General features: G+C 28.5%; 18 protein-coding genes and 2 tRNA genes. 9 read left to right on the top strand and 11 right to left on the bottom strand.

All coding sequences use genetic code 11. The features are described from left to right. Positions 1–10 precede the first annotated feature (10 nt). The 5 genes from BPAA_RS01470 (at position 11) to mtaB (ending at position 5,454) form a co-directional block, all read left to right on the top strand. Positions 11–811: an enoyl-ACP reductase FabI gene (locus BPAA_RS01470; RefSeq protein WP_015429909.1), complete on the top strand. Its 801-nt coding sequence runs from the start codon at positions 11–13 to the stop codon at positions 809–811. Between the two features lie 51 nt (positions 812–862). Further along, positions 863–1,516: a ribulose-phosphate 3-epimerase gene (rpe, locus tag BPAA_RS01465; RefSeq protein WP_015429908.1), complete on the top strand. Its 654-nt coding sequence runs from the start codon at positions 863–865 to the stop codon at positions 1,514–1,516. A gap of 8 nt (positions 1,517–1,524) precedes the next feature. Continuing rightward, a complete protein-coding gene (dnaG, locus tag BPAA_RS01460; RefSeq protein ID WP_015429907.1) occupies positions 1,525–3,369 on the top strand; it encodes a DNA primase in 1,845 nt (614 codons plus the stop codon). Between the two features lie 83 nt (positions 3,370–3,452). Further along, entirely contained in the window at positions 3,453–4,091 is a 639-nt protein-coding gene (locus BPAA_RS01455) for a peroxiredoxin (protein ID WP_015429906.1), read from the top strand. Positions 4,092–4,131: 40 nt separating this feature from the next. Further along, entirely contained in the window at positions 4,132–5,454 is a 1,323-nt protein-coding gene (gene mtaB, locus BPAA_RS01450) for a tRNA (N(6)-L-threonylcarbamoyladenosine(37)-C(2))-methylthiotransferase MtaB (RefSeq protein WP_015429905.1), read from the top strand. A 4-nt stretch (positions 5,455–5,458) separates the two neighbouring features. Here the strand turns inward: mtaB and lipB are convergent, their stop codons facing one another. Next, the gene (gene lipB, locus BPAA_RS01445; protein WP_015429904.1) at positions 5,459–6,181 is read right to left on the bottom strand and encodes a lipoyl(octanoyl) transferase LipB; all 723 of its coding nucleotides are present in this window, start codon (positions 6,179–6,181) and stop codon (positions 5,459–5,461) included. Positions 6,182–6,277: 96 nt separating this feature from the next. On the opposite strand from lipB, the gene lysS reads away from it, so the two are divergent. Further along, entirely contained in the window at positions 6,278–7,789 is a 1,512-nt protein-coding gene (lysS, locus tag BPAA_RS01440; RefSeq protein ID WP_015429903.1) for a lysine--tRNA ligase, read from the top strand. 1 nt (position 7,790) lies between these two features. Here the strand turns inward: lysS and BPAA_RS01435 are convergent, their stop codons facing one another. After that, entirely contained in the window at positions 7,791–8,756 is a 966-nt protein-coding gene (locus BPAA_RS01435) for an amidohydrolase family protein (protein ID WP_015429902.1), read from the bottom strand. 26 nt (positions 8,757–8,782) lie between these two features. After that, complete coding sequence (gene rsmG / locus BPAA_RS01430) at positions 8,783–9,403, bottom strand: 16S rRNA (guanine(527)-N(7))-methyltransferase RsmG (protein ID WP_015429901.1); 621 nt, start codon at positions 9,401–9,403, stop codon at positions 8,783–8,785. A 76-nt stretch (positions 9,404–9,479) separates the two neighbouring features. On the opposite strand from rsmG, the gene BPAA_RS01425 reads away from it, so the two are divergent. Continuing rightward, on the top strand, positions 9,480–10,667 hold the full coding sequence (locus BPAA_RS01425) for a pyridoxal phosphate-dependent aminotransferase (protein WP_015429900.1): 1,188 nt from the start codon (positions 9,480–9,482) through the stop codon (positions 10,665–10,667). 19 nt (positions 10,668–10,686) lie between these two features. Here BPAA_RS01425 and BPAA_RS01420 read toward each other — a convergent pair. The 4 genes from BPAA_RS01420 to BPAA_RS01405 form a co-directional block, all read right to left on the bottom strand. After that, positions 10,687–10,761: transfer RNA gene (locus tag BPAA_RS01420), tRNA-His, on the bottom strand. A gap of 24 nt (positions 10,762–10,785) precedes the next feature. Beyond that, complete coding sequence (locus BPAA_RS01415; RefSeq protein WP_015429899.1) at positions 10,786–11,868, bottom strand: diphosphomevalonate decarboxylase; 1,083 nt, start codon at positions 11,866–11,868, stop codon at positions 10,786–10,788. After that, complete coding sequence (locus tag BPAA_RS01410; protein ID WP_015429898.1) at positions 11,869–13,278, bottom strand: dicarboxylate/amino acid:cation symporter; 1,410 nt, start codon at positions 13,276–13,278, stop codon at positions 11,869–11,871. A gap of 48 nt (positions 13,279–13,326) precedes the next feature. After that, positions 13,327–13,397: transfer RNA gene (locus BPAA_RS01405), tRNA-Gln, on the bottom strand. Positions 13,398–13,516: 119 nt separating this feature from the next. Between BPAA_RS01405 and rpsP the strand changes: the two genes are divergently transcribed. After that, the gene (gene rpsP / locus BPAA_RS01400; RefSeq protein ID WP_015429897.1) at positions 13,517–13,861 is read left to right on the top strand and encodes a 30S ribosomal protein S16; all 345 of its coding nucleotides are present in this window, start codon (positions 13,517–13,519) and stop codon (positions 13,859–13,861) included. On the opposite strand, the gene truB is transcribed toward rpsP, so the two are convergent. Genes truB through gyrB form a run of 3 tightly spaced genes read right to left on the bottom strand, consistent with a single transcriptional unit; the run spans position 13,858 to position 17,336 of the window. Further along, positions 13,858–14,577: a tRNA pseudouridine(55) synthase TruB gene (gene truB / locus BPAA_RS01395; RefSeq protein WP_015429896.1), complete on the bottom strand. Its 720-nt coding sequence runs from the start codon at positions 14,575–14,577 to the stop codon at positions 13,858–13,860. The genes rpsP and truB overlap by 4 nt on opposite strands. Further along, positions 14,574–15,365 (bottom strand): undecaprenyl-diphosphate phosphatase, encoded by a 792-nt coding sequence (locus tag BPAA_RS01390; RefSeq protein ID WP_015429895.1) that lies wholly within the window; start codon positions 15,363–15,365, stop codon positions 14,574–14,576. The genes truB and BPAA_RS01390 overlap by 4 nt, the downstream gene beginning before the upstream one ends. 54 nt (positions 15,366–15,419) lie before the next feature. Next, on the bottom strand, positions 15,420–17,336 hold the full coding sequence (gene gyrB / locus BPAA_RS01385) for a DNA topoisomerase (ATP-hydrolyzing) subunit B (RefSeq protein WP_015429894.1): 1,917 nt from the start codon (positions 17,334–17,336) through the stop codon (positions 15,420–15,422). 79 nt (positions 17,337–17,415) lie between these two features. Between gyrB and argH the strand changes: the two genes are divergently transcribed. Then, complete coding sequence (argH, locus tag BPAA_RS01380) at positions 17,416–18,804, top strand: argininosuccinate lyase (protein WP_015429893.1); 1,389 nt, start codon at positions 17,416–17,418, stop codon at positions 18,802–18,804. On the opposite strand, the gene trmD is transcribed toward argH, so the two are convergent. Beyond that, complete coding sequence (trmD, locus tag BPAA_RS01375) at positions 18,782–19,450, bottom strand: tRNA (guanosine(37)-N1)-methyltransferase TrmD (protein WP_015429892.1); 669 nt, start codon at positions 19,448–19,450, stop codon at positions 18,782–18,784. The genes argH and trmD overlap by 23 nt on opposite strands. Positions 19,451–19,474 lie beyond the last annotated feature (24 nt).

Here is a 19,474-nt window from a genome sequence, read left to right as displayed (position 1 = left end):
TATTTTAACTATGTCTTACAATCTATTGAAAGGAAAAAAAGGAATTATATTTGGAGCCTTAGATGAAAATTCTATTGCTTGGAAAGTAGCAGAACGTGCTTATGAAGAAAAAGCATCTTTTGTATTAACCAATACCCCAGCCTCTCTAAGAATAGGTAAAATTTATGAATTATCTCATAAAACAAAATCTATGGTGATTCCAGCAGATGCCACTTCCATACAAGATCTCAATATTTTATTTGAAAAAACATTAGATCATTTTGGAGGAAAAATAGATTTTTTATTGCATTCCATAGCTATGTCTATAAATATACGAAAGGGGTTAACTTATCCCTCTTTAAATTATGAATTTTTAAGAAAAGGATGGGAAATATCTGCTGTATCTTATCATAAAATTATGCAGACAGCTTGGAATAAAAAAGCAATGAATAAATGGGGTTCTATTGTAGCTATAACATATATTGCTTCTCAGCGAAGTTTTCCACATTATGGAGATATGTCAGATTATAAATCCTATTTAGAAAGTATCACACGTAATTTTGGTTATCATTGGGGAATCAAAGAAAAAGTCAGGGTCAATACTGTCTCACAATCTCCTAGTATCACACGAGCAGCAAAAGCGGTTAAAGGATTTAATCAACTTTTAATATTATCTGAAAAAATATCTCCGTTAGGAAACGCTTCCGCACAAGATTGCGCTAATTATATAATTACACTATTTTCAGATTTAACAAGAAAAGTTACCATGCAAAACTTATATCATGATGGAGGTTTTTCTCATACTGGAATTAGTGAAGCTTTGATTTCATAAAAAATCAAATAAAATATATATACCTATTAGTTTACTCTTAATTATAAGAATATGAAAAAAATTATAGCTCCATCCTTACTTTCAGCCAATTTAGCTTTTTTATATCGTGATATAGAAATGCTGAATAAAAGTGAGGCCGATTGGTTTCATATTGATATAATGGACTCCTCTTTTGTTTCCAATATTTCTTTTGGATTTTTATTTATTAAATATGTTAAAAAATATGCACATAAGCCTATGGATGTACATTTAATGATATTGCAACCAGAACGCTATATAGAACAGTTGAAAGCTTGTGGAGCCGATCATTTACATATTCATTATGAAGCTTGTATTCATTTAAACAGAACAATTTTTTCTATTAAAGAAAATGGAATGAAGGTAGGTGTAGCTGTGAATCCACATACTCCAGTTTCTCTTTTACAAGACATTATTAATGATATAGATTTTGTTTTATTGATGAGTGTGAATCCTGGTTATAGTGGACAGAAATTCATTCATCAAACATATCAAAAATTAGAGGATATTAAAAATTTAATCTTGAAAAAAGATTCTTCCGCTCTCATAGAAGTAGATGGAGGAATCAATTTAGAAAATTCTTCTTTATTATTTCAAAATGGAGCAGATATATTAGTGGCAGGAACTACTATTTTTTCTGATTCTAACCCAAAAAAAATTATTCATAGAATGAAATTAGGAAATTAAATATTATTATGATATCTAAAGAAACTATAAAAAAAATACTTTCTGCTTCTTGTATAGAAGATGTGATTGGAGATTTTGTAAAATTAAAAAAAAGTGGTTTTAATTATAGAGGACTAAGTCCTTTTTCTAATGAAAAAACACCTTCTCTTATAGTTTCTCCTACAAAAAAAATATGGAAAGATTTTAGTTCTGGAAAAGGAGGAAATATTATCACTTTTCTTATGGAACATGAACATTTTACTTATGAGGAATCATTACGTTTTCTTGCCAAAAAGTATGAGATCAAAATGGATCACATAGACAACAACAATCATCAAGAGAAAGAAGAATATGAAAAATCATACTTAATACAAGATTATGCAAAACGTTTTTTTATTTATCAATTACATTTTACCAAAGAAGGACAGAACAATGGATTAAATTATTTCATTCAAAAAAGGGGATTTGATATAAATATCATTCATAAATTCGAATTAGGCTATGCACCTATTTCTTGGAATTTGCTTACAATCAACGCATTAAAAAAAGGATTTAAAATACGGGATATAAAAGAATCAGGGGTCACGGTTTTCAGAAAATCCAATCATTTTTTTGATTGTTTCCGTAAACGTGTGATGTTTCCAATTCATAGTTTATCAGGAAGAGTTATAGGTTTTGGAGGTAGAAGTCTTGATTCTAGATCTTTCACTACGACTAAGTATATAAATTCATCAGAAAGTAAGATCTTTCAAAAAAGTAAAATTTTATATGGCTTGTTTCAAGCTAAAAAAAACATTCTCAAAGAAAATTTTTGTTATTTGGTGGAAGGATATACAGATGTTATTTCTTTACATCAATCTGGGATAAAAAATGTAGTTTCTTCTTCTGGAATTTCACTCACCGTGGCCCAAATACTATTGATCAAAAAATTTACAAAAAATATTGTTCTTTTTTATGATGGAGATCGTTCTGGAATTAAAGCCTCTTTAAGAGGAATTAATATGATGCTAGAACAGGAAATGAATTTACGCATATTATTTATTTCTAATGGAGAAGATCCAGATTTGATATCCAAAAAATATTCTTTTTCTCAATTCAGAGATTTTGTAGCAAAAAATAGTTACAATTTTGTTTCTTTTAAACAAAAAATATATGAAAAAATCCATAAAGATGATCCCATCAAAAAATCATTTTTAGTAAAAAATATTTTGAATAGCATTTCAAAAATATCTAATGTTATTCAAAAGGAATTATACTTGCAAGAAGCTTCCAAAGTGCTAAATATTCGTCAAAAAGTTCTGATTTCTGAATTGAAAAAAATCAATAAAAAAAATGTACAGAAACCTAGTACAGTTCAGGTTAAGGGAAATTCAAGGTTTTTTTTAAAAAAAAATACTCTTCTTCTTCTTGAAGAAAAATTGATTCAATTGATTTTAAATCATGGAAATCAAATCATAAAAAAAAAAGAACACAACACAACGATTTTAGAAGAAGTATTGCACGTTTTTAAATGCTGGAATCTCCGTTTTTCTTTGAATAAGAACCAAGAGATTTTTGATCAAATTTGTTTACAAAAGAAAAGAATAGACTTATCCCAATTTTTGGATAAAAAAAATCCAAAATTTTATTCATTATCCAAATGGGATAGAAAAGGAATACAAGTTTCCTATCAAAAAGAGAGAATAAATCAATATATTAGTGATATTTTATTGAGATATAAATCTTTATGTATTTCCAAATTGATTCAAAAAGAAATCATACATTATCAGAATGATCTGAAAAAAAATAAGGATAGAAAAGCTTTTCTAAAAAAAATTATGCATTTAACAGATATAAAAAATGAACTTCATAAAAAGTTACATAGATATGTATGACTCCTTTTGTTGCATAAAAAATTATTTTTTTCTTGTTTTAAGTTTTGGTAAATTCGTGCATATAAACACGAAAAACAAAAAAAATGAATACGTTAATATCAAAAAAAGCGCCAAATTTCACGGCTAGTGCGGTATTAAATGGAAAAGAGATTGTCTCCAATTTTACTTTAGAACAATTTAATGGAAAGAAGTATGTTTTACTTTTCTTTTATCCTAAAGATTTTACTTTTGTTTGTCCTACAGAAATATATGCATTTCAAGAAAGAATTCAGGATTTTGAAATGAGAAATGTACAAATTATTGCGGTTTCTACGGATACAGAACAATCTCATTGGGCTTGGCTACAGATGCCAAAAGAAAAAGGAGGCATCCATGGGGTCACTTATCCGATCGTTTCTGATATCAATAAGACCATATCTCATAACTATGGAGTATTATCTGGAAATTGGATTTGCAATAATAATAATAATCATGAAGAATGGAAAGCTACGGGAGAACTGATTGCTTATAGAGGATTATTTTTAATAGATCAAGAAGGGGTTATAAGACATTTTCTAATTAATGATTTTCCTTTAGGTAGAAATGTACATGAAGCGATTCGTATGATAGATGCTCTTCAATATTACGAAAAAAGTGGAGAAGTCTGTCCCGCAAATTGGACAAAAGGAAAAAAAGCGATAAAAGCTAGCCATAGTGGAATTGAAAATTATTTTTCATCTTAGGCAGCTATAAAAACGGAATCTATCAGATAGACGAAAAAAAATGTTGAAAAAAAAAGTAGCATTTTATACCATGGGTTGTAAACTCAATTACGCAGAGACTTCTACCATAGCAAGAAAATTTTCTAATTTATATTATCAACATGTTCCTTTCAAGAGTTATGCGGATATTTATGTGATCAATAGTTGTTTTGTTACAAAAAATGCAGAAATTGAATTTAGGCATATTGTACGTTATGCTATAAAGAACAATTCCAAAGCTTTTATTGTAGCAATAGGATGTTATGCTCAATTCAATCCTAAAGAAGTCTCTTCTATTATTGGAGTAGATCTTGTTTTAGGCTATGAAGAAAAATTTAAAATCATAGATTATGTTCATCGAGAATGGTTTTTGAAAAAAAAATATTATGCAAAAATTATTTCTAGAAAAGCTTATTTTCCATCGTTTTCCGTTGGAGATAGAACTCGTTCCTTTTTAAAAATTCAGGATGGATGTGATTATAAGTGCAGTTATTGCATCATTCCTATGTCAAGAGGCCCCTCTCGTTCTGAGAGTATAGAAAATATATTGAAAAATATTAGATTTCTTTTTAATCAAGGGGTAAAAGAGATTGTGTTAACAGGTGTCAATATAGGCGACTATGGTGGAAAAAATATATACGGAAAAAATCTCCGATTTTTTGATTTAATACAATCCATAGATCAAATAGAAGAAAAAGGAAGAATCCGTTTATCCTCTATAGAGCCTAATTTGCTTCAAAATGAATGTATTGAATTTTTGTCTAAAAGTAAACATTTTGTTCCTCATTTTCATCTTCCTTTACAGTCTGGAAGCAATGATATTTTGTTAAAAATGCATCGACGTTACAGACGAGAACTTTATCAAGAAAAAGTAAATAAAATTCGATCTTTAATGCCATATGCTTATATCGGTTCAGATCTTATTGTTGGTTTTCCTGGAGAAACACACAAACATTTTTTGGAAACTTATCATTTTTTGAATAAATTAGAAATTTCATCTCTACATATATTTCCCTATTCTACTAGACCCAATACAAAATCCAGTACGATACAGGAAAATGTATCTAAAAAAATACAATGGAAACGGAATCAAGTTTTGAGACTTCTTTCAAAGAAAAAATATCGTTTTTTTTGTAAAAAGCAAATGAACACTAAAAAAACCGTTTTATTCGAAAGAAATTCGAACCATCAAGAATATTTGTATGGATATACAGAAAATTATATTCGAACTAAGATGCCATTACATTCATACAATTCTTCTTCTAGATATGAAAACACATTACAAAATGTATTAATCACAAAAGTAGATAAGGATGGAATTATGATCGCAGAACCAATTAATTAATTCATTACAAAAATGAAATCTTTTTCGGCATGTTTACAAATTCTACATCAAAAATTTCTTGAAAGGATTTTTTCACCATACGTTTTACCTCTTGAAAAGAGATATCATTCTTTTTCAATTCTTTTTTTAAAGAAGTCACTTCTTGATTATAAATTCCACAAGGAATAATATGATTGAAATACTGTAAATCTGTATTTACATTTAAAGCAAATCCATGCATGGTTACCCAACGACTCATTCTAATTCCTATTGCACATATTTTTCTTGATTTTCCGTTTTTTACATTAAACCAAATTCCTGTTTTTCCTTTTTTTCGTTCTCCTTTTATTTCATAATTTTTCCATAAAAAATGGATAATCACTTCTTCTAAAAGACGAAGATATTTATGAATATCCGTAAAAAAATAATCCATATTTAAAATGGGATATCCTATCAACTGTCCAGGACCATGGTAAGTGATCTTCCCTCCTCTATCTGTTTGATAAAAAGAAACATCTATTTTTTTTAAAAAATCTAATGAAACCAACAAATGGTTGTCTTTTTTTACATTTTTCCCTATAGTATATACATGAGGGTGTTCTACAAAGAGAAAATATCCTGCTTTTTGATCAGGTATATTCTTGATTTTTTTTCGTATGATGTCATCAAATAATCTTTTCTGATATTTCCAAGTTTCTTGATATTCTTTTTTTCCTAAATCTTCGAAAAAAAGTATTTTTTTTTTCATAGGTTTTGAAAAATTTATATAATAAAAAAAACAAATGTACCTTCGTTTTATTCAATTCGTTCGTTTTGTATGGAGGACATCCACAAAAATCACTCTATGATCTATTTATCAGAACAACAAATTCTACGAAGAAAAAAATTAGATCAACTAAAATTATTGGGAATCAATCCTTATCCATCAGAAGAATATGTTGTAACAAATACTATTTGTAATATACAAAAAAATTTTACGGAAAAAGAAACTATAAGCATAGCTGGACGGTTAATGCGTTTGCGGATTTTAGGCAAAGCTTCTTTTGGAGAAATAAAAGATCATACGGGTAGAATGCAAATATACTTTACTCAGGATCATTTGTTTTCATCTTCGGATCAAATGAAACAAGAGGAGGTTTACAATATTTTTTTAAAAAAACTTATAGATATAGGAGATATTATTGGAGTAAAAGGGTTTTTATTTAAGACAAAAATGAATGAAATGACCATACATGTTCATCAATTCACTCTATTATCCAAATCTATCCGACCTTTACCACAAGTAAAAATGGATAGAAAAAATCAAAAAATATATGATGCTTTTTCCAATACGGAACAACGTTATCGTATGCGTTATGTAGATCTCATTGTTAATGATCATGTAAAAGAAATTTTTTTAAAACGGACTCTTCTCATCCAAAAAATAAGGTGTTTTTTGAATAAAAAAGGTTACATAGAAGTCGATACTCCTATTCTACACCCCATCCCTGGAGGGGCTATAGCTCGTCCTTTTGAAACGTATCATAATACACTGGGAATTCCATTGTATTTACGGATAGCTAATGAACTTTACTTGAAAAAATTGATTGTTGGTGGATTTCACGGGGTATATGAATTTTCTAGAAATTTCAGAAATGAGGGAATGGATCGTTTTCATAATCCAGAATTTACTGTATTAGAACTTTATGTCGCTTATAAAGATTATTACTGGATGATGAATTTTACAGAAAAATTGATGAAATACATCTTTAATAAATTTCAAAAAAAAGAAAATCATCATATTAGTTTTAAAACTCCTTTTCCTCGTATCCCCATATTGGATTCTATTAAAAAATATACCGGATTTGATCTTAAAGAAATGAAAAAGGAAGAATTAAGAAAAGTTTGTCAAAAATTGCATATAGAAGAAAATATAAAAATGAGTAAAGCTAAACTGATTGAGAACATTTTTGAAGACAGATGCGAAAAAAATTACATCGATCCTACTTTTATTATTGATTATCCTATAGAAATGAGTCCTTTAACCAAAAGACACCGTTATCAAGAAAATCTATCAGAACGTTTTGAGCTCATTATAAATGGGAAAGAAATTGCTAATGCTTATTCAGAGCTTAATGATCCCATCGATCAACTTGATCGTTTACGAGAACAAATGAAGTTATCCGAAAAAAACACAAAAAACGAATCTATATCTCTTGATCTAGATTTTATACGTGCTTTAGAATTCGGGATGCCTCCTACTGCAGGAATTGGAATTGGAATAGATCGTTTAGTAATGTTACTGACTCAAAAAAAATCGATTCAAGAAGTTTTACTTTTTCCACAAATGCGTCCAGAAAAAAAAGGAAAAAAATAAATTATTTCTCTGACAATCCTAATACTTTTAATCCATTTATTGTAGCAATTTTTACCAAATGATCTATATCATAATAATGACATGCTTCCAACATCACTCGTAGTTCTATCCATAGATTTCCATCAGAAAAAGGTTTATATATGTCACAGATGTTATCTGTACCAAAAGCCACTGTGATTCCTTCAGGAACCATCTCATCTACTGGAGTGATGGAATTATGACTAGGAGTTAAACGTTCACTTCTAGTATGATCAATCCAAGCAATGGGACAAGATATGACCATTATATCCGCTTTTTTCATCAATTGATATATTTTATAGCGATAATCTCTAGCATGTGCGGCTAAAGAAATACTATGTATAGCGACGACCTGTCCTTGCATTCCATGTTCAATTGTTTTTTTTGCTAGTTTTTCAGTTTCTTTTTCTTCGCTTGTATTCAATTGATCTACATGTACATGCATAATTTTTCCTTTTTTTTTAGCTGTTTGGAATAAAATATCTAAATGTTCATCTTCTTTTTCATAATCTGTAGCGGGTAATCCACCAATAATATCCACAAATTCTATGGATTGATCAAACCAATATTTTGACTTTTTATCCAATACGCCTTTAAGAACTTGATTAGCAAAACAAATACGAATAGAATTTCCATAATTATTTTTCAATTTTTTAGCGGCTTTCAAGGCACGATCTTCAATAATTTCATCCACATCAATAAAAGAACACAAAGCTTGTGTCCCTTGCATTAAAAAATATTCTAAAGCTTTTTCCATACGGATATAAATTTCCTCTTCTGTAGCTAAACGTTTCATTTCATCAACCAGATACCATTTTTTTTGAAGGGGAAAATAAGAATATTTGAAATTTTTTTTTGTGAGAGTATAAGCCCTATCTAAATGAGAATGAGCATTGACCCATCCTCCTTTTTGTTTCACTTTTTCTAAAAAAATTTTTTTGGGATTCATTTTTTAATTTTAATCAGTTTTTATTATTAAATGTTGGAAATCCAAATAACTTTTTTTTTTCTAAAAAATGGTTCTTCAAAATAATGATTTAAAGGATATTCTATTGCATGAGGAAATTTTTTTAATTCATCATAAAGATTACCTCCTTTTAGATATAAAGCTCCATTTTGGATTCTAGAATTGGATTTATATTTAAATTTATCTTTTATCCAATTATGGATGATATTTATTTTGTTTACAGCTCTAGTAACTACAAAATCAAATTTATTTTCTAATTTTTCTGCACGTATCCAAATAGGATACGCATTTTTTAAATGAAGATGATCTATGATTTTTTCTATAATTTTAATTTTTTTTCTAATAGAATCCACTAATATAAATTTTGTATGAGGAAAAACTATGGATAAAGGAATTCCAGGAAATCCTCCTCCTGTACCTAAATCCATAACACATGATCCAGGATAAAAATAAAATACTTTAGCGATTCCTAAACAAAACAGGACGTGTTGTTGATAAAAATCGTGAAATGTTTTTCTAGAAACTAAATTCACGTATACATTCCAATACGCATATAAATTTTTTAAAGAAGACAATCTATAGATTTGTTGATTCAATAGATTTGGAAAATATTTTTTAATTAATTCCATATTAATGGATCCATAAACTTATAACCAAATTTATTTAGATTTGTAATCATTTCAAATAATTCCAATAAAAATTTCTATGAAAAATAGATTATCCCATCGTTTACAGAATATATCTTATTCACAAACCATAGCTATGTCATCTAAAGCCAGAAAATTAAAAAATGAAGGTTATGACGTTATCAACTTGAGTTTAGGAGAACCCGATTTTTCCCCTCCTAATTTTGTTTTATCCGCTGCAAAAAAAGCTATAGATGAAGGATATCATTATTATACTCCCGTATCCGGATATTTCGAACTTAAAAAAGTAATATGCGAAAAATTCTACCGTGATAATCTATTACAATACACTCCTTCTCAAATTGTAGTTTCTACCGGAGCCAAACAAGCTATTATGAATGTTCTGTTATCTTTGTTGAATAAAGATGATGAAGTTATTATTCCCGCTCCTTATTGGGTTAGTTATTTACAGATGGTAAAGTTTTGTGAATCTGATCCTGTTATAATTCCAACAGTTATGGAGAAAAATTTTAAGATTGATCCAGATCAATTAGAAAAAGCGATTACATCTAAAACAAAATTATTTCTTTTCAGTAGTCCTTGTAATCCTACCGGAAGCGTTTATTCTTATAAAGAATTAAAAGATTTATCAGAAGTTTTTAAAAAATATCCACAAATTATGATTCTTTCTGATGAAATCTATGAACATATTTGTTACTCAGAAAAACATGCCAGTATTGCTATATTTCCTGATATTTATCATCAAGTTATCACAGTAAATGGATTATCTAAGGCTTTTTCCATGACAGGTTGGAGAATTGGATATCTTGGAGCTCCAGAATGGATTGCTCAATCTTGCGATAAAATACAGGGACAGATGACATCTTGTGCTAATTCTATTGCACAGAGAGCTGCTATTACTGCATTGTCAGCTCATCCCAATAAAATAGAATATATGATCAAAGAGTTTGAAAAAAGAAAAAATTTAGTTTTGGATATGATAAAAGAAATTGATGGATTTCAATTTTATCAACCGAATGGAGCTTTTTATATTTTTCCAAAAGTTTCAAGTTTTTTTGGAAAAAAATTACATGGAAAAATGATTCAAAATTCATATGAATTTTCTGAATTTTTACTTGAAAAAGCTCAAGTAGCTACCGTTAGTGGCAGTGCTTTTGGGGATAATGAATGTTTACGAATTTCTTATGCTTCATCAGAAGATAAAATCATAGAAGCCTTTACAAGAATCAAAAAGGTATTAAATTAATTATTAAAAAAATTTTTTGGGTGGGCGACCGGATTCGAACCGGCGACCCTCAGAACCACAATCTGATGCTCTAAACCAACTGAGCTACGTCCACCAAAATACGAAAAAACAAAGATAACTAATAATTATACAAACAAAAACTTTCTATAATTTTCTTACAATAAGAAAATAAATCACTATATATCCATTTTAAGATAAATGTTTTTTCTTGAATAGGATATAAAAGATGAACATTGGCACCTGCATCTAGTGTAAAATAAATATTTTTATTGTTCTGTTTTCTAAAATCCCATACCGTCTGAATGACGTTCAGAGTATTTGGTCTCATCCATAAAAAATAGGGACGAGAAGTCATGATCATGGCATGAAGAGTCAAGGCTTCATGTTCTATTAATTCTCCAAATTCTTGAAAATCTCCTATTTTTAATATAGATATCAGTCGATTCATATTTGAATTAGCACATTTCAATCTATCTCTAGCATAAGGATGCTTATTCATTAATTGATGACCTTTTGAACTCAATATTTTTTTAGGTTGATCATCTACGATTAAAATCGTATTTTCTATTTTTGTAAAAATGGAATGGACTTCATATGGATATGGTATAGCATAAAGATTATTACTTCCTTTTATGGATTTATGACATCCCCAAACAACAAGTCCAGGATAAATAGATCTGCAAGCACTTCCAGAACCTAATCTGGCTAAAAAAGAAGCTTTTTTGAAAAAAAAATCTTCTTTTAAAGAGGAAACTAATTTCTTTTCTATTTTCATGATACATAATGCTAAAGCACTCATGGAAGAAGCAGAAGAAGCTATTCCACTACTATGTGGAAAAGTATTATAGGTTTCTATAATAAAATTCAAATCTCGTAAATAGGAACAATAAAGTGAAATCCTATGAAAAAATTCTAAAATTTTTGGAAGAAAATTAGTTTTTTCTTTTCCTGAAAAAAATATTCTTATAGAGAAATTCTTCTTTTTTTTCTCTTGATAAATTAATCGTGTAACTGTGTATACTTTTCCTAAAGAATAACTAATAGACGAATTCAACGGAATTTGAATTTTATTATTCTGTTTTCCCCAGTATTTAATTAAAGCAAGATTGGAATGACTCTTGCTTGTGACTACTCCATTTGGAGGGGGTACTATAGTATATTTTTTTTTTCTATAAAAAAACAATTTTTTTTCAAAATTCAATTACGAATCATTTTTACTTTTTTTTTTAATATAATCTAACATTTTTTTTTCATCAAATTCTCCTTCAGAACGAGCTATGACACAACTTGCTAAGCCATTTCCTATGACATTTACGGTAGTTCTAGCCATATCCATTAATTCATCTATTCCTATAATCGCTAATATAGGCCAAGTTGGTAATCCAAAAGAAGACACAGTAGCTAAAAGAATGACTAAAGATGCTCTAGGAACTCCAGCAACTCCTTTACTAGTTAAAATTAACGTTAGTCCTATCAATATTTGTTGACTAAAACTCAAAGGAATCCCAGAAGCTTGTGCTACAAAAACAGTTGCTAAAGATAAATAAAGAGTGGTTCCATCTAAGTTAAAGCTATAACCTGTAGGAATCACAAAAGCTATGATTTTTCTGGGAACACCTAATTTTTCTAAATTTTCCATAAGTAAAGGTAAGGCGGATTCGGAACTCGTAGTCGCAAACGCGAGTGATACAGGTTCAGTTAATGCTTTTACAAAACCTTTTAAAGGAACTTTAATCCACAAAAGAATAGGAAGCAAAACAACTATCAAAAAAATCAGTAAAGCAATATAAAGGGTCAATAACAATTGAAATAAATTATATAAAATATCCAAACCCATATGTCCTACTGTATAAGCAATAGCGGACCCTACTCCTATAGGAGCAAAATACATAATAATTTTAGTAAATTTGAACATGATTTCTGAAAGACTTTCTGCAAACAATAATATCGGACTTCTTTTTTTATCTTCTAAAAAAACCATGGATATCCCAAATATAACGGAAAATACCACTATTGGCAATACATCTCCATGATAGATGGATTTTATAAAATTTTCCGGAAAAACATGAATAATTGTGTCTTGCCAAGTTTTACTTTCTACTTTTGGTAATTGTTGTTCCGTCATTCCTGAAGGCATAACAATGCCTACTCCAGCCTGAGATATATTAATTGCAATAAGACCAATAAACAAAGCTAAAGTTGTCACCACTTCAAAATATAGTAAGGATTTCCATCCCATGCTCCCTAATTGTTTAATATTAGAATGACTTGCTATTCCAACTACCAAAGTGGAAAACAATATTGGAGCAATGATAGTCTTAATCAATCTCAGAAATATTTGAGATAAAAATCTGAGTTCCACAGCAATTCTTGGCAAATCTAATCCCATTTCTATTCCTATGATAATGGATAATAAAATCCAAGTAGTTAAGTCTTTTTTCATAAAAGAATACAATATGAAAATAGATATCACGAAACATCTTAATATACAAAGATTAAATTTATCTAATCCTAATAAGGATTTTGATAAATGAATAAAGACATATGCTAAAACACTTAAAAAAGCTATTAATAAAACTTTTTCTTTTTTTATTTTCATTCCAATACTCATTTTTTTCTCTGACAAGAAACCAATCAATCCAATAATAATGGGAACAGACAGACCCGTAGGGACTCGAACCCCAACTAACAGAACCAAAATCTGCTGTGCTACCGTTACACAACGGGTCTATGGAAAAATGTAAATATATACCATTTTTTTTCAAAAACATGATAATTATATCTAAATTTGGGCTACTTTTCTATAAAAATCTTAAAAGGTTTTATATATAATATAAATTAATAAAATTATGTCCGTAAAAATTCGTTTAAAAAGAATTGGAAAAAAACATAAACCTATTTATCATATAGTTGTAGCTGATTCTCGTGCTCCAAGAGATGGAAAATTTATTGAAAAATTAGGAACTTACAATCCTCATACGGATCCTCCTTCAACTGTATTAAAAATGCAACATGCTCTATCCTGGCTAATGAAAGGAGCACAACCTACCAATACGGTAAAATCCATTTTTTATAAAACTGGTGTTTTATTGAAAAAACATTTATTAGAAGGAGTCAAAAAGGGCGGATTAACTAATGAAGAACACCAAAAAAAATTTCATGCATGGTACAACCAAAAATATAAAAAAATTTAATCCAATAAGTAACATGGAAATTTTTTTGAAATTTTTAATTCTATAGAAGAACAACTCATAGAAAAATTTCCTATCCGTTCTCTTCTTAAAGAGAGGATATAAGCTCCGCTTCGAAGCGCTTTACCAAAATCTTGAGCTATAGATCGAATATAAGTTCCTTTTCCACATTCTATAAAAAATTTGATGTAAGGAATTCCTATTTTTAGGATATGAAATTTATAAATTTTTACACGTCTAGATTGTCGAACTATTTTTATCCCTTTTCTAGCATATTCATAGAATCTTTTTCCTTTTGTTTTTAAGGCAGAAAAATATGGGGGATATTGATCTATTTCTCCCAAAAATTTTTTAGATATTTTTTTAATCAATTGAGGAGTAATATGCGAAATGGCAGAAAAATTATACTCTTCTGTTTCTGAATCAAAAGATAAGGTTTCGCAGCCTAATTTTATAATACCTGTATAAACTTTTTTATAATTTTGAATTTCATTTACTTTTTTCGTATATTTTCCTGTTAGGACAATTAATAAACCTGTAGCAAAAGGATCTAAAGTTCCTGCATGTCCGATTTTTAATTTTTCTTTTTTTATATTTATAGTGGTAGCATTAAGAATAAAACTTCTGATTTTTTTAACAATGTTGAAAGAAGTCCACCCCCATGGTTTATCTACTAACAATATTTTTCCATTTTTAAATTCTGATAAATTTGGAATCAAAATTTTCCAATCGGTTTGATGAAATAATGTACAATAAGAAAACAAATTCCTAAAACAATTCTATAGTATCCGAATAATTTAAAATTCTTTAAATATTTTATGAAACATTTGATAGCTATTATTCCAGTAACAAAAGATACTATATTTCCTAATAACAATAATTCTAAATCTTTCAATGTGAAAGAATTTAATTGAAAATAATAGTCGAATAATTTTTTACATGTAGCAATTCCAATAACAGGTACAGATAAAAAAAAAGAAAATTCAATAGCTTTTATTTTATTCACATTTTGTAGCATACAGGCAACAATGGTTGTTGCACTTCTAGACACTCCTGGAATTAAAGCCATACATTGAAATAATCCAATAATAAAAGCTTTTGAGTAAGTAATATGATTTTTTCTATTATAAAAATTTTTTTCATAAAACATTTCTACTTTCACAATCACTAATCCTCCTATCAAAAGAGATAAAGCGACTATTAGTGGTTGATCTAAAAAAAAATTGATAATTTTGTTCAATAACAAACCAAAAATCCCTACAGGAAAACTAGCTAAAAAAATTTTGAGATAAAAATCCAATTTTTGAAAAAAGAACTTGTTTCTATACAAAAAAATTACAGATAAAATGGCTCCAAACTGAACAGAAATAAGAAATAAATTCGTTATTTTATTTTCGAGTATTCCCATTATAGAAGCGGCAAGAATCATGTGTCCTGTAGAAGAAATCGGAAAAAATTCTGTCATTCCCTCAATGATTCCTAATAGGATTGATTGAATATAATTCATAACAACGATATGATCGATTATATTTTACTCACTTAATTCAACAAAACAAACAAACTAAACATCAATTTTTGCATGTATCGCATTTTTTTCTATAAAATTTCTTCGTGGGGGGACTTCGTCTCCCATAAGAATAGAGAAAATGTTGTTTGCTTCCGAATCATCATCTATATTTACTTTACGTAAAGTTCTTTTTTTTGGATTCATAGTGGTTTCCCAAAGTTGTTCTGCATTCATTTCTCCTAATCCTTTATATCGTTGTATATTGACAGATTTTCTTCCTCCTAATTGATGAATAATGTTTTCTCTTTCTTGATCATTCCAAGCATATTGATAATGATTTCCTTTTCGAATAAAATAAAGTGGAGGTGTAGCAATATAAACGTATCCTTTTTCTATTAAGGGTTTCATATAACGAAAAAATAATGTTAAAATTAAAGTAGAAATATGACTTCCATCTATATCTGCATCTGTCATAATAATAATTTTATTATATCTAAGTTTTTGTATATTTAATATTTTTTGGTCTTCTTCTGGTCCAATAGAAACTCCTAAAGAAGTAAATATATTTTTTATTTCCTCATTTTCAAATATTTTGTACTGCATAGCTTTTTCCACATTTAGAATTTTCCCTCGCAAAGGTAAAATAGCTTGAAATTTTCTATCTCTTCCTTGTTTAGCTGTCCCTCCGGCAGAATCTCCTTCTACTAAATAAATTTCACAGTTTTCTGGATTATTGAAAGAACAATCTGCAAGTTTTCCAGGTAAAATACTACTTATAGGAGTTTTTTTCTGTATTAACTCACGAGCCTTTTTAGCTGCTTGACGCGCTTTAGCTGCTAATATAATTTTATCAAAAATTTTTTTTCTATCACTAGGGTGTTCTTCTAGATAACTATATAATGCATCTCCCACAATTTTGTCCACAATGCCTCCTACTTCGTGATTACTTAATTTTGTTTTAGTTTGTCCTTCAAATTGAGGGTCCATTATTCTCACAGATATAATAGCTGTAATCCCTTCTCTAAAATCATCTCCAGTGAATTCTATTTTATGAGATAAAAAACCTTCTGCATATTTTTTAAACGTTCTTGTTAATGCTCTTCGAAAACCAGAAAGATGAGTTCCTCCTTCATTAGTATTTATGTTGTTAACATAAGAATAAATTTTTTCTTTAAAAGAAGTATTGTATTGCATTGCGACTTCTACAATTGTATTATCTTTCTCTCCTTCAATAAAAAGAATATTTTTGGTTAAAGACTCCTGATTTTTATCTAAAATTGGTAGGTATTCTCTTAATCCATTTTTAGAAAAAAAATGTTCTTTTATATTTTTTCTTTCATCTTTTAAAAATAAATACAAACCTTTATTTAAAAAAGACAACTCGTTTAATCGATTAGCTAAAATTTCATAATGATATATAATGGAACTAAAAATAGAATGATCAGCAAGATAATCAATTTTTGTTCCTTGCATATGAGTTTTTCCTAAACATTTGACAGGATATAGGGCTTTTCCTTTAAAATACTCTTGTTGATAAATTTTTTCGTTACGATAAATTGTAACTATAAGTTTTTCAGACAGAGCATTGACACAAGAAATTCCTACTCCGTGTAATCCTCCAGAAACTTTATAAGAATTTTTATCAAATTTACCACCTGCTCCAATTTTAGTCATAACGACTTCTAGAGCCGATTTTCCTTCTTTTTTATGAACGTCTATTGGAATTCCGCGTCCATTGTCAAGTACAGTGATAAATCCATTTTTATGAATTGTTACCCATATTTTATTGCAAAAACCTGCTAAGGCTTCATCTACAGAATTATCTATAACTTCGTAAACTAAATGGTGTAAACCTCTAATTCCCACGTCTCCAATATACATAGAGGGTCTGAGTCTAATATGTTCGATTCCTTCAAGAGATTGAATACTATCTGCTGTATAATCTTTGATTGTATTATGTTTTTTATTCATATATCCATGAATTTTATTTTTTACATAAAATTTATAGTTTTATCTTATAATTTATCAAAGATAGAAAAAATATTATTTCGTGAAAATTTGGGAAAAAAAAACGAATTTTCGTTTCAATAAAGAAATCGAAAGTTTTACTTCAAGTCAGGATTCAAAAATAGATTTATTTTTAGCCCCACATGATGTTATGGGGACCATAGCTCATGTTATTATGTTGAAGAGTATAGGATTATTAAATCAAAAAGATTTCAGAATTTTAATTCAGGAATTGCGTAACATTTATGTTTACGAAATTTTAAAAAATAATTTTAAGATAGATGAAGGAATAGAAGATATTCATTCTCAGATCGAATTTTTGTTAAGCAATCGTTTAGGAGAAGTCGGAAAAAAAATCCATAGTGGAAGATCCAGAAATGATCAAATTTTGGTGGATTTAAAACTTTTTGTTCGTACAGAAATCAAGGAAATCGTAGACATGACTTATTCTTTTTTCGATTTATTATTAAAATTAAGTGAAAAACATAAAAACATATTAATGCCTGGTTATACTCATTATCAAATAGCGATGCCTTCTTCTTTTGGTCTTTGGTTTGCCGCATATGCAGAAAGTTTAATCGATGATTTACTATTAATGCAAACCGCATATTGTATCGTAAACAAAAATCCTTTAGGGTCCGCAGCAGGTTATGGATCTTCTTTGCCTTTAAATCGAAAAATGACTACCGATTTACTGGGTTTCGAAAATTTAAATTATAATGTAATATATGCTCAAATGGGACGTGGAAAAATGGAAAGAATTGTTTCAGAATCTATTTCTTCTTTGGCAAGAACTTTAAGTAAAATGTCACAAGATATTTGTTTATATTTAAGCCAAAATTTTAATTTCATTAGTTTTCCTGATCATCTTACTACCGGATCTAGCATTATGCCTCATAAGAAAAATCCAGATGTTTTTGAGATTATACGAGCTAAATGTAATAGAATTACATCGTTACCTAACGAAATCTCTTTGATTTCTTCTAATTTATGTTCCGGATATCATAGAGATTTTCAAATCATTAAAGAAAGGTTTCTTCCTATTTTTGAAGAAATAAAAAAATGTTTTTTCATGTTTCAATATATGTTGAATCATATCACAGTAAAAAAGGATATTATTCAGGATGAAAAGTATCAATACTTGTTTAGTGTAGAAGTCGTAAACAAGCTGGTTGTTGAAAAAGGATATTCTTTTAGGGAAGCTTATCAAAAAGTAGGTTTAGATATTCAAAATGGATGTTTCAAGCCCTTTACTAATAGTTGTTATTCTCATGAAGGAAGTATAGGAAATTTATGTAACACACAAATTAGAAATTTGATGCAAGATGTTCTCAAAAAATTTAATTTTGATCAAATCGATCAAGTTATAAAACGATTAATCTATAGCAAAATCTATTTTGACGAATCCTCTAAAAATCCGATTTTTGTTTAATTTTCATGGATTTTTGATCCAACCAATCTTTTATTTTCTTATGATGTCCAGATAAAAGTATTTTTGGAACAGACCATCCTTTATAAATCACTGGACGAGTATAAATGGGAGGAGCTATGAAAGATTCTCTTTGATGAAAAGAATCTGTAAGAATGGAATCTTGATTTTGGATTACTCCAGGTAATAATCTAACTATAGATTCTACAACAACAGCAGCAGCAAGTTCTCCTCCAGATAAAATATAATTTCCAATAGATATTTCTTTAGATATTAAGTGATCTCTAATTCTTTGATCAATTCCTTTATAACGACCACAAAGAATCAGAATATTTTTCTTATCAATTAAATATTGAGCATATTTTTGTGAAAATAATTTTCCATCAGGAGTCATAAAAATTTTTTCGTCATAATTTCTTTCTGATAAAAGTGTTGAAAAACATTGATATACAGGCTCTATTCTAATGACCATTCCTGATCCACCTCCATAAGGATAATCATCTACATTTTTTCGTTTTCCTAAACCATATTTACGTAAATCATGAACGTGAAGATCAATTACCCCTTTATGAATTGCCCTTTTAATAATAGAATTAGAAAAAGGACTATGAAGAATTTCAGGCACTATACTAACAATATCTATACGCAACGCATTATTTTTTTTTGTGAATAT

Source organism: Blattabacterium cuenoti BPAA (genome assembly GCF_000348805.1).
In the GTDB taxonomy this organism is placed as follows: Bacteria; Bacteroidota; Bacteroidia; order Flavobacteriales; family Blattabacteriaceae; genus Blattabacterium; species Blattabacterium cuenoti_B.
Note: the sequence above shows the minus strand (reverse complement) of the source record. Positions and strands in the feature narration are given on the sequence as shown.